The following is a 15,031-nucleotide window of genomic DNA, read 5'->3' as shown; positions in this document are numbered from 1 at the left end:
GCACGACTTGGTCCGGCGTCACGTCCGACGGGGGCGTCGCTCGGGCTGATCCAGGTCAGGGATGCGAGCCGGGGCGGACCGCGGACACGTCGAAAGTCTCCCCACACACCTGGAAGGCACGAGCCGGCGTGCTCAGCGCGTAGGTGGAACCCGGCGGGTACGCCTGCACCGACGCGGCGGGCCGTCGGCAGGGTGCGTCCGAGATCCCCTTGTTCAGGGTGTGCAAGGCGGCGTACGCGCTCTCACCCGGCGCCAGGACGACCGCGGGCCGCTTGTCCCCCGAACGCTGTGCCGGAGCGCCGATCCGCTCGCCCGAGGCGTCGAGCAGCGTGACGCCGGGGAAGCCTTCGAGGTGGCAGGCGCTTGTGCCCTCGTTGGTGAAGACCAGGGGGGCGTAGAGGTTGCCCGCGCCCGGCGAGATCCGGCCGAGGGAAAGCGCGAGGCGGTCATGGGTGCAGCGGGGAGCGGCGTCGCCGGGCGGGGCCGGTGACACCGACGGCGTGCTGCGAGCGGGGGAGGGTGCGTCCGGCCCCGGAGTGGCTGCGGCGGAGGGGGAGCCGGTCACCGTGGACGCCTTGTCGCCCGATGCCCCCGGTGGGGAGGACGCCGAGGTGCTGACGCCTTCGCCGCCGCAGGCCGTCAGGGCGGCGAGCGTGATCAAGGCGACGGCGCCGAGCGGGCCTCGGCGTAGCCGGGGGGTGCGGCGGGACGAACCGGACCGCTGCATGAGGAGTCCTTCCTCGAGACCGTGGCGGACACTGGGACGGGCACCGCGTTCCCTTCCGCGGAGGGCTCACACGCTTCCGCCTCCGGTTGGGCGGACATCCCGTCGGCTGCGGCGGTGACGCCACAGAGGCACGCCGGGCACCGGGCGACCTGCGTCGGCGCATACGGTGCCGCGTCGGCCCTGCGGCCGCCGCCCCGGCTTCCGTACCCCCGGCTTCCGTACCCCCGGACGGTCGACGCTCGTACACCGAGCGCCATGCACACCCCGTAGGCCCACAGGCTCGGAACCGGCCGGGGAACGACACCCACGCCCCTATTCGCGCCTGCCGCGTGTCCCGCGCGACACCATGGGCACCCGAGCAGCACCCCTTCCCGTACCTGTGAACGCTCCGTCCGAAGGGATGATCCGGATGTTCATACTCGGACTGCTCCTCCTCGCAGCCACGGGAGCCTTCACCGGCTTGGTGATCGCCGGCAACCTCTCCGGTGGCCCCGAGTACACCGTGTCCGTACTCGGCCAGGACATCGCCACCATGAACACGCTGGCCGTCTTCTGCTCCGGCCTGGCCCTCGCGCTCATCTTCTGCGCGGGCCTGAGCGCGGTGGCGAGCGCAGCGGCCCACCGCCGCCGCGAGCGCCCCCGCACACGCGCGCCTCGCCCCGGTGGCCCCGGCCGGTGAGACGGGGCAGGCACCCGGCACCCGGCTCACGGACATGCGCGGGCCGGGCGGCCAGGGAGGCGGAGCGGCGCGAGACAGGCGCAGCCTTCACCGTCCGCGGTCACCCGACGAGCCGGGGACCGGCTGCTGTCCGACGTCGTGGTGGCGCGTTCGCCGCTCCCGTACGCCGTCCATGGCGCTTCCCGAGCCGTGTTGCGAGCGGGAGATCACGCTGAAACTGCCGTCCGTCTCCAGGACCACCGCGTGTACCAGTTCCAGCGCACCGGTCCCCTGGGCGCGGATCGCCTGACGCACCTCGTCCGGTGTGACTCGTTGGCCCCGCATCGCCTCATGGAGCAAGCGGCCCTCGTGCAGCAGCAAGGTCGGCTCGGCCTTCACCAGCCGGCGGACACCCCGGAAGCGGACCGACGCCCAAGCCGTGACGAACTGCAGCGTCACCAGCGAGCCGAGAGCGACGGCCCCTTCCCAGAGGGCCACCTGCCGGTTGAGCAGGATGGTGGCCAGGGTCGATCCCAGCGCGACCGTGACCACCAGGTCGAAGGCGTTCATCTTCGACAGTGTCCGCTTGCCCGACGCCCGTACCGCGGCGATGAGGATCGGGTAGGCCAGCCCTGCCATGACGAGTACGCGGAAGAATTCATTCCAGGAATCGAAGAACACGAGGCCTCTGGTACCCGGCGCGAGGGCCCCTCCCACAAGGACCAAGGTGCGAAAGCCCGGTCCGTCAGGCCGGCGGCCGTCCCGGCGCCGCCCGAGCCTCGAACGCCGCACCGCGCTCCGGCCCGGCGATGGACGCGTGGGTGGGCCTGTGCGGGTTCACTTCACGGACTCCTCGGTTCCTCCGGTGGCCGCTCGACGGTAAAGGGCCAGGCCGGGAGCTGTGGTGACGCCGTGCACGACGGTGCTGACCGCGATGACCAGTGTCCCGGCCGCCAGGACTTCCGGGTCGGCGCCGAGCCGGTGGGCTTCCATGGTCAGGTAGAACAGGGCCGAGACCCCGATGGGGCCGAACCAGCCCAGGAAGACGGCGTCCCGCCAGGACAGGGACAGGGGGCGCTTGAGGGCGATCAGGACCGGCAGGCGGCGCACCAACAGCACACCGAGAACCAGCAGAATGGCGCGCCACCAGCCCAGCTCGCCCCACTCACGCCAGGGCGTCATGGCTCCGAGCAGTACGAAAAGCGGCAGGACGAGGAAGCGGTTGACCGCTTCGTCGATCTTGTTCTCACTCGTTCGTTCCTGCACCGAACTGACCGCGTTGAAGGCCAGGCCGCTGACGAAGACGGCCAGAACGCCGTCGAAGCGCAGCAGCCCGGACGCGCCCAGCACGAAGAGGGCCAGCAGCAAGGTGTACACCAGCAGCGGGCCGGGCGAGATGCTTCCGCTCCTCTCCGCCACGCGCAGTACTCTCCCGCCCAGCCAGCCCGCTGCCACTCCGAGGACGACCGCACCCCACACCTGCCACAGTGACTCCGTCAGCGCTCGTGTCCCCGTCAGCGGTCCGGCGATCGCCACAGCGGCGAGCACCAGGGGCAGCGCGAGCCCGTCGTTGGCGCCCGACTCCAAGGAGAGCAACTGCCGGGTCCGGGCGGTGATCCCCCTTTCGGCGGGCTCGCCGGTGACGACGCTGGAGGCAAGCACCGGGTCGGTCGGACACAGAGCCGCTCCCAGCAGCGCCGCCGTACCGAGTCCGAGCCCGAGTGCGGCAGCCGACACCACCGTGGTGAGCAGTGCCATCCCGGCCATGGCCACGATCAGCAGGGCCAGCAGCGGTCTCGCCCGTGCTCGCACGTCATGGAACGGATAACGCAGGGCCACGGCCATGACCGAGACCGCCAGGAGCAGACGGGAGACCTCGTGCAGATCTTCGTGTCCCTCCACCACTGTCGGCAGATCAACGGCTCCCAGCGCCTCCGGGCCGAGGACCATTCCTGTCAGCAGGGCCAGGAGCGGCGCGCTCAGCGGAAGGTGCCGAAGCCGCCCGGAGAGCGCCGCCACCACGAGTCCCAGTGCACCGACCACCGTCAGCAGGACGTTCAGCATGCCGGTCTGCTTGCCCGGCCGTGGAAGGAACATGTCCATTCAGCCCGTCAACCCGCCCGATGGACCAGACCCGCTGCAGGCGACCGGCACCGCGTGAGCCACCCAGGGCAGAACCCCAGAAGGCGCGAGAAGTCGATCCAGGGTAGGAAGGGACGAGTCCAGGAACCGACGCCGTGGAGCCCGACATGGCCAATCCCGCGAACAGGGGCACGCCCCCCGGCGCCCAGCCGGCGGGAACCGGCGGGGAGCGGCCCGACAGTGCGCCGGGGGAGGCGAGAGAGCCCTATTCACGCATTGTCGTGCGTCCCTTGGGCAGTCCCCTGCCCTTGGGCTTCGTGGGGCTCTCCGGTGGCACCTTCGTCCTGGCCGGACTGCAGCTCGGCTGGGTTCCGACGGCTCAGACGCACGCGGTCGCGCTGGTGCTGCTGGCCTTCGTCTTTCCGGCGCAGGCGCTGGCGAGCGTGCTGGGATTCCTGTGCCGTGACGCCGTCGCGGCCACAGGTATGGGTGTGCTGGCCGGCACCTGGCTGGCGACGGGTGCGATCATGGCGAGCGGTCCGCCGGGAGCCACCAGCGAAGCTGCCGGGTTGCTGCTCCTGCTGGCCGGGCTCGCGCTGCTGATTCCGGTCACGGCCAGCGGGTCCGACAAACTCGTCGCCTCCGTGGTCCTGGCCACGTCGTCCCTGCGCTTCTTCCTCACCGGCGCCTACCACCTGTCCGGCGGCACGGCGTGGAAGGAGGCGGCCGGCGTCACGGGCCTGGTGCTCACCGCTGTCGCGCTGTACGCCGCGCTGGCTTTCGAAGTCGAGGACGTCAGGCACCGTACGGTGCTGCCGACGTTGCGGCGGGGCTCGGGGGCCAAAGCCTTCGACGGTACCTCCGGGCACCAGTTCGCCGACGTCATCAAGGAAGCCGGAGTGCGCCGGGAGCTGTGACGGCATCGGATGTCCGGCCGAGGAGCTCTTCCTCGCGGGAAATCGTCCCGTCCGGTCCGGGTACCCATCGTCCGTGTCACCGCCGCGCCGGCATGACGCGCACTACGTGTGAAGGGAGATGGTGGCCGTGGGCCGCAGGGACGCGATCGCCGAGCCGTGGGGAAGCCGGACGCCGTACGGGCCGGGCGAGCCCTGGCCGGTACGGGTGGACGCCCATCTGGCGGAGGGCGTGAGCGCCGAGCAGGTGGACCGGTGGGTACCGTCGGCGTCCATCCTGCACTCGAACGGGGATGCGATGGACATCGCGGTGAAGGACGGCCGGATCGTCGGGGTTCGCGGCCGGGCGCACGACCGGGTCAATCACGGCCGGCTGGGTCCGAAGGACCTGTTCGGGTGGCAGGCGAACGCCTCCGCCGACCGGCTGACGCGGCCGCTGGTGCGGGAGAACGGCCGACTGGTGGAGACCGACTGGGACACCGCGATGGACCGCGTCGTGGCACGGACCCGGGAGCTCCTGGACGAGCAGGGACCGAGTGCGATCGGCTTCTACACCACCGGGCAGTTGTTCGCCGAGGAGTACTACACGCTGGGGGTGATCGCCCACGGAGGGCTGGGCACCAACCACGTGGACGGCAACACCCGGTTGTGCACGGCGACCGCGGCGGCGGCGTTGAAGGAGTCGTTCGGCTGTGACGGGCAGCCCGGCTCCTACGCGGACATCGACCACGCCGACGTCATCGCCCTGTTCGGCCACAACATGGCCGAGACGCAGAGCGTGCTGTGGACGCGGGTGCTGGACCGGCTGGCAGGACCCCGTCCGCCCGCCCTGGTCTGCGTCGACCCGCGGATGACACCGGTGGCACGGGCGGCCACCGTGCACCTGGCGCCCCGGCCGGGGACGAACGTGGCGCTGATGAACGGCCTGCTGCACGAGATCATCGCCAACGGCTGGGTCGACCACGACTACATCGACGCCCACGTCGTGGGTTTCGACGAGTTGAGCAAACGGGTCGAGGACTATCCGCCCGAGCACGTGGCGGAGATCTGCGACGTGCCCGCCGACCGGATCCGTGAGGCCGCCCGCGTGCTGGGCACCGCGAAGCGGCTGATGTCCACGGTGCTCCAGGGCTTCTACCAGTCCCACCAGGCCACCGCCGCCGCCGTCCAGGTCAACAACCTGCACCTGGTCCGCGGCATGCTGGGCCGGCCCGGTTGCGGCCTGCTGCAGATGAACGGGCAGCCCTCGGCGGAGAACACCCGCGAGTGCGGCGCGGACGGTGATCTCGCGGGGTTCCGCAACTGGTCCAACGACGCACACGTGGCCGACCTGGCTCGTGTGTGGAACGTCGACCCGATGCAGATTCCGCACTACGCCCCGCCCACCCACGCCATGCGGATGATGCGGTACGCGGAGGAGGGTTCCCTCCGCATGCTGTGGGTCAGCGCCACCAACCCCGCGGTCTCCCTGCCGGAACTGAGCCGCATTCGCTCCGTGCTCTCCCAGGATCGGCTGTTCCTGGTGGTCCAGGACCTCTTCCTGACCGAGACGGCACAGCTGGCGGACGTGGTGCTGCCGGCTGCCACCTGGGGCGAGAAGACCGGTGTCTTCACCAACGCCGACCGTACGGTCCACCTGTCGGAGAAGGCCGTCGACCCTCCCGGCCAGGCACGTGCGGACCTGGACATCTTCATCGACTACGCACGCCGCCTGGACCTGCGCGACAAGGACGACCGGCCGCTGGTGAAATGGCACGACGCGGAATCCGCGTTCGAGGCGTGGAAGGAATGCAGCCGCGGCCGGCCGTGCGACTACACCGGCCTCACCTACGCCAAGCTGCGCGAGCGCGGCGGCATCCAGTGGCCGTGCACCGAGGAGCACCCGGACGGCACCGAACGCCTCTACGCCGACGGCGCGTTCTTCAGCGACCCCGAGTACTGCGAGAGCTACGGCCGGGATCTGCTCACCGGCGCGCCGTTCGAACCCACCGAGTACAAGGCGCTCAACCCCGACGGCAAGGCCATGCTCAAGGCAGCCGGCTTCCTCGAGCCCCACGAGCAGCCCGGCGAGGACTTCCCGTACGTGCTGATCACCGGTCGTACGCTGTACCACTTCCACACCCGCACCAAGACCGCCCGCGCCCCGCAACTGCAGGCCGCCGCCCCGGAGGTGTGGGTGGAGATCTCATCCCATGACGCGAACGCGGAAGGACTGGACGAGGGAGACCTGATGGAGATCAGCACGCCGCGCGGCAGCGTCCGGGCCAGGCTCCGCATCAGCGGCATCCGCGAGGGCGTGCTCTTCCTCCCCTTCCACTACGGCTACTGGGACACGGACGCCGGACACGAGCCCGTCCGCGCGGGCCGGGCGGCCAACGAGCTCACCCTCACCGACTGGGACCCCGCGTCCAAGCAGCCGATCTTCAAGACCGCGGCGGCCACGCTCCGCCGTGTCGCCGGGACCGACGGCCCTTCACCCGCTCCGACCACGACGGCCTCCGCCCCGGTGGCCGCGCACGTCCCCGTGACCGCCGGCGGGGAGCGCGCGGACGCCGAAGAGGATCCGCGTCCGTCGGGCGAAGGAGGCGAGCGGTGAAGATCGGACTGCTGCTGCACGAACTGCACCGGGACGAGAACGACCTTGCACATGCGTTGCTGCGCGTCTCCGAACGCCACAAGGTCGACCATGAGATCCACCACGTCGCCCGGGACCTGGCCCGCTGGTCGCAGGGGCACGTCCGCACCCTCGCGGACCTCGGCGAACGGTTCGGCACCCGGCTCGATCCCGACCCCGTGGACGAGACGAGGACGGCCGAACGCCTGCGGGACAAGGCCGGCGAACTCGTCGGCCGGAAACCGCAGGCGGCCCTGCTCCTGCTGAGGGACCTCCGGGAAATCTATGTCAAGGCAGCCGGGCTCTCGGTGGACTGGGAGATGCTCGCCCAGGCGGCGCAAGGGCTGAAGGACGCCGAGCTGCTCGCGACCGTCCAGTCCTGCCATCCCGACACACTGCGCCAGATGCGGTGGGCGAACGCGAAGCTGAAGGACTCCTCCACCCAAATCCTCGTCAGCTGACCGCAGGGCGGCCGCACATCGGTACGTGAACAGCGCACGGACGGCGCAGCCGTACGGCGGGCGCCGGCCTGCCCGCCTTCGGTCGCTGCCGCACCGGTGCGTGCAGCGGATCAGGGCCGGGCCGCCCCGGTGTTCTGCCGGAGCACGGTGTGTGGTGAGGTGGGACAGTGGTCGAGCACGCACACATGGAGGGCGCTGAGCACGGACCGGCGACGAAACGGGGCCTCGTGGGCATGCTCCTCCAAGGAGGCGCCGGACTGGCCGCGGCGGCACTGCTCGCCAGGTCGCCGGAGGCGGCGATTCCGATCAGTACGGCGGCGGCCGCGACCCAAGAGGGCGGGAACGCCTTCGCCGCCTCGGTCCTGCGCGCCGTCGGCAACGGCGCGATGGCGGCCGCGGTGTGTGTCGTCCAGTTCGCGGTGCTGCTTCTCTGTTTCAGAGGCGTCCGGATCTGCTGGAACCTCGTGCGCGGTCGGCGCTCGGAGCCGCGTCCCGTCTGAGCAAGTGCCCAACCGGCACGCCACGGCACGGACGTTCGTGGGCCGGGTCCGCGCTCGTGCGGTCACCGGCTTCCGGGCACCGCGGATCCGGACAGCGGTGCGCCATGGGCGGGGATTCGGCGGGTACGCGTACCAGGCTCAGGTCATGGCGGGGTGGGCTGCCCCCTGTTCCAGGGCTGATGTCGCAAAGCCAGGTCGACAGCGGGGAGTGTCTCAGGTGGTACTCGTCATCGTCTTCGGAGTGGCGCTGCTGGTGGCTGTGCTGCTGTCCGGGCTGGCCGCCCGGTCGGTGCTCTCCACCTCGCTGCTGTTCCTGGTGGGCGGCGCGCTCGTCAGCGACGGCTTCCTCGGTCTGATCCACATCACCCCGGACAGCGACATCGTCCGGGTCACTGCGGATCTGGCGCTCTTCGCGGTGCTGTTCACCGACGGCATGCACGTCTCCTTCCCCGCTCTGCGCCGGTCCTGGCGCAATCCCGCCCGTGCGCTCGGCCTGGGCATGCCGCTGGCCTTCCTCGGGGTCGCGCTGCTGACGCACTTCCTGGTGGGCCTCGACTGGACGACGTCCTTCCTGGTCGGCGCCGTGCTGGCGCCCACCGACCCGGTGTTCGCCTCGGCCATCGTGGGCCGCGAGGAGGTCCCCGCCCGGTTGCGGCAACTGCTCAACATCGAAAGCGGCGTCAACGACGGCCTCGCGCTGCCGTTCGTCCTCGTCTTCATCGCGGCCGCCGCACCCGCCGGCCACACCGAGGACGTCGGTCTCGCTTCGATCGCCGGTGAACTCCTCCTCGGACTGCTCTTCGGCGTGACCCTGCCGCTGCTCGTGCACTGGCTGGTCCGGTTCCGCCTGCTGGGCGCGGAACCCGCGCTCCAGCCCCTGCTGCCGCTGGCGGTCGGAGTCACGCTGTACGCGGCCTGCCACCTCACCCACGCCAACCCCTATCTCGCCGCCTTCTCCGCCGGCGCGGTGATCGCCGCACTCGCGCCGCAGGCCAAGGACGCCTTCGAGCCGCTGGGAGGAGCCCTGGCGGAGCTGGCCAAGTTCGCGGCGCTGCTGGTCTTCGGCGCGCTGCTCACCCCGCACCTCTTCGGCGACCTGTCGATCGGCGGCTACGCGGTGGCGGTCCTGTGCATCGTCCTCATCCGCCCGGCCTCGCTGCTGCTGTCCCTGCTGGGCACCGACTTCAACCGCAAGGAGAAGGTCACCGCGGCGTGGTTCGGTCCCAAGGGATTCGCCTCGGTGGTCTACGGACTGCTGGTGCTCCAGGCCGGCATCCCGCAGGGCGAAGAGGCGTTCACCCTGATCGCCGTCACGATCGCCTTCTCGATCGTCGCCCACAGCAGCACGGACGTGCCCATCGCACGGATCTTCGACGTCGAAGAACTGGTCGGCCTCCCCGACGACGACGCGAAGCCACGGCAACGGCCGCAGGAGCACGACGGCACGGGAAGCGGCAACCACGACGGCCGGCCCCGTGCGAAGTGAGCGGCCTGCCCGCGAGGATCCGACCCGTCAAGCGCCCAGGGGTGGAAAGCCCGGTGACCACTGCGGACTGCGGACTGCGGACTGGGTGACGAGTACCGGCAGGCCCGTCAGGCGTCGCCGACTGCGGGGAGGTCTGTCGTCCACCCCAGCGGATGAGGGCCCACCGTGTCGTCCCGGACCGGAGCGAGCGGCTCTCCGCCTGCTTCGTTGAACGCGGCCAGCGCCTCGACGAGGGCCGAGCGCTGAGCCGGGCTCAGCCGTTGCACGATCTCGGTGATCGCGGCACGGCGGCGGGCGGTGACGTCGGCGACCGTGCGGCTGCCTTCCTCCGTGAGCTGGAGCAGCGTCTCACGTCGGCTGGTGGGGTTCGGCTGCCGGTCGGCGAGGCCTGCGGCGATCAGGCGGTCGACCATCCGCATGGCGGTGGACGGGGCGACCCGCAGGAGTTCGGCGAGCGTGACCAGCTTGGTCGCACCCCGTTCGGACAGCACGACGAGCATTCTGAACTGCGGCAACGTCACCCGTTCCTCGACCGCGGCGAGGGACCGCGCGGACACCGCGACCAGCAGGCGCGACGCGGTCAGCACCGACCGGGTCACCAGCTCCACGTCGTCCGTCGTCCCCGCAGGGTCCTCACGCTCCGGCATGCGTCCTTTCTACCTCGTGGCAGGTGTTGCTCACTCGCGCGGAGGGGACGGCCTTGCGTCCTCGTCACCGTGGTAGCGCAGCAGAAGCATCGCGGCGTCGTCGTGCGGCGGTCCGGCCGCGTGCCGGGCGAGGTCTTCCCGCAGGGCTGCCAGGGCCCGGCGGGCGTCCGGTTCCTTCAGCAGGTGCGCCCGCTCGCCGAGGGGATAGAAGCGGCCCTCCTCGTCGCGGGCTTCCGTGACGCCGTCGGTGTAGAGCAGGAGCTGCTCACCCGGGGCAAAGCTCAGCCGGTAGGGCGGCGGGCCCTCGCTGCCGTCTCCCGCGAGTCCCAACGGAGGCGCGTAGGCGGGTGGTTGGGGGAAGTCGACCGTTCCGTCCCCGCGTAGGATCATCGGCGCCGGGTGCCCGTAGTTGATGAAGACGACCTCGTGCTCATCGCCGATCTCGGCGAGGACGGCAGTGACGAACTTCTCCCCTTCCAGTTCCCGCGCCGCGCTGCGCTCCAGACGTTCACCGAGTCCGGTCAGGGTGGCCTCGTCGTAGGCCGCCTCACGGAAGGCGCCCAGTACCAGCGCCGCTGTCTCCACCGCCGCCAGGCCCTTGCCCTGGACGTCCCCGACGATGACCCGTACACCGTGCGGGGAGGACACCACCTCGTACAGGTCTCCGCCGATACGCGCCTCGGCGACCGCCGACGTGTAGGACACCACTGCCCGGAGCGGGCCGGCGACCCGCGGAACGGGGCGCAGCAGCACGCGTTGGGCGACTTCCGCGATCGACCGTACGCTGGCCAGTTCCGCCTCCCGGCGCGAGCGCGTCACAGCCGCCGCGACGCCCACGCCCGTGACCCCTGCCACCGAGGCCAGTGCGGTGTACCCGCGGCGTTCGTCGAACAGTCCGTCGTACAGGCCCAGTGCGACGCACAGGACGAGGGCCGCGAGGCCGTAGAGCGCGGTGCGGCGCCATCCGCCGACCAGCCCGGCGAAGGCCGGTCCGAGAGAGACCAGCGGCAGGAATCCGACACTTGGCCCCGCCAGGATGTCCGTCACCGCCACGACTGCCATCACGACCGCTGGAGTAAGGGACAGCAGCGTCCAGCGCGACGGCGGCTTCCGGTCGGTCATGCGGCACTCCTGCGATGTCAGGGCTGTCGAGAGCCACCGGCATCCCCTCGCAGGCGCCCCTCCCGACCTTTAGACTATGCAAAGGTGGCTCCCACGCGACGACCGCGGTTTCCCGTCCTTTACCCGATCGAGTCCGAAAGACGATTTACCCGACATCCGTTAGGCCCTGCCTTGATCAACCAGAATGCGCCGATCGGCCGACCCGGACGGCCCACCGGTTGGCGACGCCGCGTCTTGCGCCTGCCGGTACTCGCCTACCGCGTCGGACTCGGCTCCCTCTTCGGGAAGCGGCTTCTTCTGCTTCACCACACGGGCAGGGTCTCGGGCCGCGACCGCACGACTGTCCTGGAGGTCGTGTCCTTCGATGCGGTCGAGGCGAGCTGGACCGTCGCCTCAGGGTTCGGACCGAAGGCCGACTGGTACCGGAATCTGCGCGCTCAGCCGCAGACCCTCATCCGGTTCGGCAGCCACCCGCACCCTGTCACCGCCCGCTTCCTCCCCGCTGACGACGGCGCGGCCATCATGGCGGACTACGCGCGCCGGCACCCTCGCACCGCTCGCCGCTTGTGCGCCTTCATGGGGCTGCCGGTCGACGGCAGCGACGAGTCGTTCCGTGCGGCAGGACGCGCCATCCCCTTCGTACGCCTCGAGGCGGGCGCCGGGCACAGCCCGGCCGGGAGAAGACACCGGTGATACCGAAGTGACACCCAAGACCACTCGCGGCCGCATTTTGCACTGTGCAAGTATCGAGTTCCCGGGACCGGCCGACGGTGGATCGGCACAGGAGAGCCTCCGGTCGTCGGCCGGTCCTCCACCAGGAAGCGGCGGGCACCGACCAGGCGACCCCCTTCAGGAGGGAGACAGCCGTGACCACCCCGGATCCGACCGGAAGAGGAACACCGCACGACCCGGAGCACACTCCGTCCCACGGGGGTGATGTCTGGCTGAAGGTCCTGGCGGACAACGAGCGCGCCATTCACGATTCCGCTCCCAGGGAGCCCTCGGCTCGGGAACGGACGATCGGCCGGCCACCTCGCCACCCCCGCGCCGACCGGCACGCCCCCCGCGATCCGCGTCCGGGCCAGGAACCGGCGGACGGCCCCGGCAAGACCGTCGGTGACCTGTGGCAGCCCGACAGCCCACAGCCGACCTGGCGGGAACTCGACCGGCCCGCCCGACTCCGTCACGCAGTCCGGCTGATCGCGACGGGTGCGGCCATATGCCTGGCGCTCGCGGCCTGGTCGATGCTGTCCACCACGGCGGGCACACCGGGCCACGACCCGGTCGGCCGTACGACCCAGCAGGTCGAGGACGCACCGGCCGCCGTCCCCGCGTCCGCCCCGGAACGCGCCGATGCCAGGCCGACGCCGACCGCCTCCATCGAGTGAGACGGCCTCGTCCTTCCGCCCCCGCTCGCGGTGCCCGTACGAGCAGCCGTCGGTAGCCGACGGCCCTCGCCGGAGAGGACTTCGCGCCCAGCACCTTCCCCAGCGGGGCACCACAGCGGCGACATGCACCTCTCCGCGCGTGTCCGCGCCCAGCAGGCACGTGGTGACGTGCTGGATGGATGGCACCGGCCCGCTTGGGCGGTCTGAACCGTGACGGCGCCTGGAACTCGTCAAGGCTGCTCGCTCGGAGCACCAGGTCCGTTCGCGTTCTCCGGCCGGACGGACCGCCGAGAGCCGTCACCCGAACCACCCACCGCAGCACGGACGGCAACACGGTCGCGCGGCGGCCTGCGGCGCTGTTACAGCAGGAGGGGCTCGGTGGCCGAGCAGCCGACGGCGGTCAGTCCGCGGGGCGGGACCTCGGGATGCAGAAGCTCGTTGACCACGGTGGCGACGGCCCGGTCCTAGCCCGGCCGTCGGCAACGCCCGCGTCAACAGCCGCCGGCGCGACGACATGTCACGCCGCGGGCACCACCCCGCAGACGGCCCTGACGGGCTCCCTGCACTCCTGCTCCGGCATGCCTGGCGCCCGGCCCAGGTACAGCAGTGAACGCGGCACTCGTCGACGCCCAAGACGGTAATCCGTAGCGGAACGCGGGGCGGATTGGTCCTGAAGCTTTTTCCACCTGATCAGGTCTGGAACCAATCCACCCGGCGGGCAGAACCGGATTCCCCCCGTGAGGAACGAAGCGAAGGACCAGCGAGGACGGCCGAGTTGGCCCGGTGTGCCGCTGGGTGCGCTGAGCGGGGTGCTGGCCGGCTTCGCCGCGCTGGCGGTGGCCGAACTGGTCGCGGCAGCGGTCCGCCCGCAGGCCGGTCCGGTCATCGCGGTGGGCGGCGCGTCCATCGACGCAACGCCCGCTGCGGTCAAGGACTGGGCGATCCGCCGGTTCGGCACCGACGACAAGCTCGTCCTGCAACTCGGCATCCTCGCCGTCCTGACGGTGCTGGCCCTGGTGTTGGGTGCGCTGGCAGTGCGGTTCACGCGGCTCGGCGCCGCCGGAGTCCTTCTCTTCGGAGCCGTCGGGGCGGCCGCCGCTGTCAGCCGGCCGGACTCCACGAGCTTCACCGACGCCGTCCCCTCCGTCGTGGGCGCCGTCGTCGGAGCCCTTCTTCTCCATGTGCTGGTGGGCCGCCTGACCCCGGCGAGGCGGTCACCGGCGTCCGGAGCCGCGACCGGGGAAGCGGGTAACCGTCTGCCTCCGGCCGCAGGCTGGGACCGGCGGGGATTCGTCCTCGCGGCCGCGTCCGCGGCAGCGGCGTCTGCCGCGGTGGGCACGGTCGGCCGCTCCCTGACGGCCTCGCGCGGGCAGGACGCGGTCGCATCCCGGCGAAGGGTCGTGCTGCCCTCTCCCGGGTCACCGGCACAACCGGTCCCCAGGGGTGCCCGGCTTCGGGTCCAGGGGATCAGCCCCTTCATCACCCCCAACGCGGACTTCTACCGGGTGGACACCGCCCTGGTGGTCCCCAAGGTGGATGCCACGGCCTGGCGACTGCGGATCCACGGCGAAGGCGTTCAACGCCCCGGCACCTACACGTTCGACGATTTGCTGCGCAGGGAACTGATCGAGCGGGACATCACCCTGACCTGCGTCTCCAACGAGGTCGGCGGCCCTTATACCGGCAACGCCCGCTGGATCGGCGTGCGGCTGGCCGACCTGCTGGCCGAGTGCGGGGTCGAGCCCCCGTCCCGTGGCGGGCCGGCGGATCAGCTGGTGTCCCGGTCGGTGGACGGCATGACGATCGGCACTCCGGTCGAGGACGTCATGGACGGCCGCGACGCCATGCTGGCCCTGGGCATGAACGGCGAGCCGCTTCCCTTCGACCACGGCTTCCCGGTCCGGATGGTCGTGCCGGGCTTGTACGGCTTCGTCTCGGCCTGCAAGTGGATCAAGGACATCGAGCTCACCTCCTTCGACTCCTACGACCCGTACTGGGTCGAGCGCGGCTGGGCCCGCCAGGCCCCGGTCAAGACCTCCTCGCGTATCGACACCCCCAAGCCGTTCGCCCGTCCGAGGACCGGCACGGTGATGGTCGCCGGGGTGGCCTGGGCCCAGCACCGGGGCATCGACAAGGTCGAGGTCCGCATCGATGACGGCCCCTGGCGACAAGCCGACCTGGGGGCCGAGGACACGCGCGACACCTGGCGGCAGTGGTCGTTCCCCTGGCAGGCCACCACGGGCGGCCACACCCTCACCGTCCGCGCCACCGACCGCACCGGCGCGGTGCAGACCGGCACACGCGCCCGCACCGTCCCCGACGGCGCCAGCGGATGGCACTCCGTCGTCGTGACCGTCGACTGACCACCACCACAAGGGCCCCGTGCCCTTCCCCTGAACCACCTCTCCGCACCATCCGAACGCAGCCGCATC

Annotated in this window: 14 protein-coding genes; 9 read left to right on the top strand and 5 right to left on the bottom strand. The window is 71.2% G+C overall.

Annotated elements, in window-relative coordinates:
- Positions 1-55: 55 nt before the first annotated feature.
- Positions 56-727, bottom strand: a complete 672-nt coding sequence (locus MTR79_RS10600) for a DUF4232 domain-containing protein (protein WP_244789854.1) — start codon at positions 725-727, stop codon at positions 56-58.
- A gap of 409 nt (positions 728-1,136) precedes the next feature.
- Here MTR79_RS10600 and MTR79_RS10595 point away from each other — a divergent pair, with 409 nt between their 5' ends.
- Entirely contained in the window at positions 1,137-1,406 is a 270-nt protein-coding gene (locus MTR79_RS10595; RefSeq protein ID WP_244789852.1) for a hypothetical protein, read from the top strand.
- Between the two features lie 87 nt (positions 1,407-1,493).
- Here the strand turns inward: MTR79_RS10595 and MTR79_RS10590 are convergent, their stop codons facing one another.
- Together MTR79_RS10590 and MTR79_RS10585 are read right to left on the bottom strand one after the other, a co-directional pair.
- Positions 1,494-2,024, bottom strand: coding sequence for a YetF domain-containing protein (locus tag MTR79_RS10590; RefSeq protein ID WP_086699204.1), 531 nt, complete (start codon positions 2,022-2,024; stop codon positions 1,494-1,496).
- A 198-nt stretch (positions 2,025-2,222) separates the two neighbouring features.
- Positions 2,223-3,488, bottom strand: coding sequence for a cation:proton antiporter (locus MTR79_RS10585; RefSeq protein ID WP_244789850.1), 1,266 nt, complete (start codon positions 3,486-3,488; stop codon positions 2,223-2,225).
- A 146-nt stretch (positions 3,489-3,634) separates the two neighbouring features.
- Here MTR79_RS10585 and MTR79_RS10580 point away from each other — a divergent pair, with 146 nt between their 5' ends.
- From MTR79_RS10580 to MTR79_RS10560, 5 genes are all read left to right on the top strand, one after another.
- The gene (locus tag MTR79_RS10580) at positions 3,635-4,384 is read left to right on the top strand and encodes a GPR1/FUN34/YaaH family transporter (protein ID WP_143636895.1); all 750 of its coding nucleotides are present in this window, start codon (positions 3,635-3,637) and stop codon (positions 4,382-4,384) included.
- A 118-nt stretch (positions 4,385-4,502) separates the two neighbouring features.
- The gene (locus MTR79_RS10575; RefSeq protein WP_244789848.1) at positions 4,503-6,977 is read left to right on the top strand and encodes a nitrate reductase; all 2,475 of its coding nucleotides are present in this window, start codon (positions 4,503-4,505) and stop codon (positions 6,975-6,977) included.
- Positions 6,974-7,456 (top strand): hypothetical protein, encoded by a 483-nt coding sequence (locus MTR79_RS10570; RefSeq protein WP_086699200.1) that lies wholly within the window; start codon positions 6,974-6,976, stop codon positions 7,454-7,456. Before MTR79_RS10575 ends, MTR79_RS10570 begins: the two co-directional genes overlap by 4 nt.
- A gap of 167 nt (positions 7,457-7,623) precedes the next feature.
- On the top strand, positions 7,624-7,956 hold the full coding sequence (locus MTR79_RS10565; RefSeq protein ID WP_244789846.1) for a hypothetical protein: 333 nt from the start codon (positions 7,624-7,626) through the stop codon (positions 7,954-7,956).
- A 217-nt stretch (positions 7,957-8,173) separates the two neighbouring features.
- Positions 8,174-9,442 (top strand): cation:proton antiporter, encoded by a 1,269-nt coding sequence (locus MTR79_RS10560; protein WP_086699197.1) that lies wholly within the window; start codon positions 8,174-8,176, stop codon positions 9,440-9,442.
- Positions 9,443-9,549: 107 nt separating this feature from the next.
- Here the strand turns inward: MTR79_RS10560 and MTR79_RS10555 are convergent, their stop codons facing one another.
- Together MTR79_RS10555 and MTR79_RS10550 are read right to left on the bottom strand one after the other, a co-directional pair.
- Positions 9,550-10,089, bottom strand: coding sequence for a MarR family transcriptional regulator (locus tag MTR79_RS10555; RefSeq protein ID WP_086699195.1), 540 nt, complete (start codon positions 10,087-10,089; stop codon positions 9,550-9,552).
- Positions 10,090-10,119: 30 nt separating this feature from the next.
- Positions 10,120-11,211: a PP2C family protein-serine/threonine phosphatase gene (locus tag MTR79_RS10550; protein ID WP_086699194.1), complete on the bottom strand. Its 1,092-nt coding sequence runs from the start codon at positions 11,209-11,211 to the stop codon at positions 10,120-10,122.
- A 171-nt stretch (positions 11,212-11,382) separates the two neighbouring features.
- Between MTR79_RS10550 and MTR79_RS10545 the strand changes: the two genes are divergently transcribed.
- From MTR79_RS10545 to MTR79_RS10535, 3 genes are all read left to right on the top strand, one after another.
- Entirely contained in the window at positions 11,383-11,904 is a 522-nt protein-coding gene (locus MTR79_RS10545) for a nitroreductase family deazaflavin-dependent oxidoreductase (protein ID WP_244793112.1), read from the top strand.
- A 173-nt stretch (positions 11,905-12,077) separates the two neighbouring features.
- Positions 12,078-12,599 (top strand): hypothetical protein, encoded by a 522-nt coding sequence (locus MTR79_RS10540; RefSeq protein ID WP_244789844.1) that lies wholly within the window; start codon positions 12,078-12,080, stop codon positions 12,597-12,599.
- A 737-nt stretch (positions 12,600-13,336) separates the two neighbouring features.
- Positions 13,337-14,962 carry a molybdopterin-dependent oxidoreductase gene (locus MTR79_RS10535; RefSeq protein WP_244789842.1) on the top strand — a complete coding sequence of 542 codons (1,626 nt, stop codon included), beginning with the start codon at positions 13,337-13,339 and terminating at the stop codon, positions 14,960-14,962.
- Positions 14,963-15,031 lie beyond the last annotated feature (69 nt).

Source organism: Streptomyces sp. BJ20, assembly GCF_022869105.1.
In the GTDB taxonomy this organism is placed as follows: Bacteria; Actinomycetota; Actinomycetes; order Streptomycetales; family Streptomycetaceae; genus Streptomyces; species Streptomyces griseoincarnatus.
This window is presented reverse-complemented; position numbering and strand designations above follow the sequence as displayed.

Coding starts and splice junctions, on each gene's coding strand:
- MTR79_RS10595 (WP_244789852.1), top strand. CDS start 1,137: ATGTTCATACTCGGACTGCTCCTCCTCGCAGCCACGGGAGCCTTCACC.
- MTR79_RS10600 (WP_244789854.1), bottom strand. CDS start 727: ATGCAGCGGTCCGGTTCGTCCCGCCGCACCCCCCGGCTACGCCGAGGC.
- MTR79_RS10555 (WP_086699195.1), bottom strand. CDS start 10,089: ATGCCGGAGCGTGAGGACCCTGCGGGGACGACGGACGACGTGGAGCTG.
- MTR79_RS10585 (WP_244789850.1), bottom strand. CDS start 3,488: ATGGACATGTTCCTTCCACGGCCGGGCAAGCAGACCGGCATGCTGAAC.
- MTR79_RS10590 (WP_086699204.1), bottom strand. CDS start 2,024: ATGGCAGGGCTGGCCTACCCGATCCTCATCGCCGCGGTACGGGCGTCG.
- MTR79_RS10550 (WP_086699194.1), bottom strand. CDS start 11,211: ATGACCGACCGGAAGCCGCCGTCGCGCTGGACGCTGCTGTCCCTTACT.
- MTR79_RS10580 (WP_143636895.1), top strand. CDS start 3,635: ATGGCCAATCCCGCGAACAGGGGCACGCCCCCCGGCGCCCAGCCGGCG.
- MTR79_RS10575 (WP_244789848.1), top strand. CDS start 4,503: ATGGTGGCCGTGGGCCGCAGGGACGCGATCGCCGAGCCGTGGGGAAGC.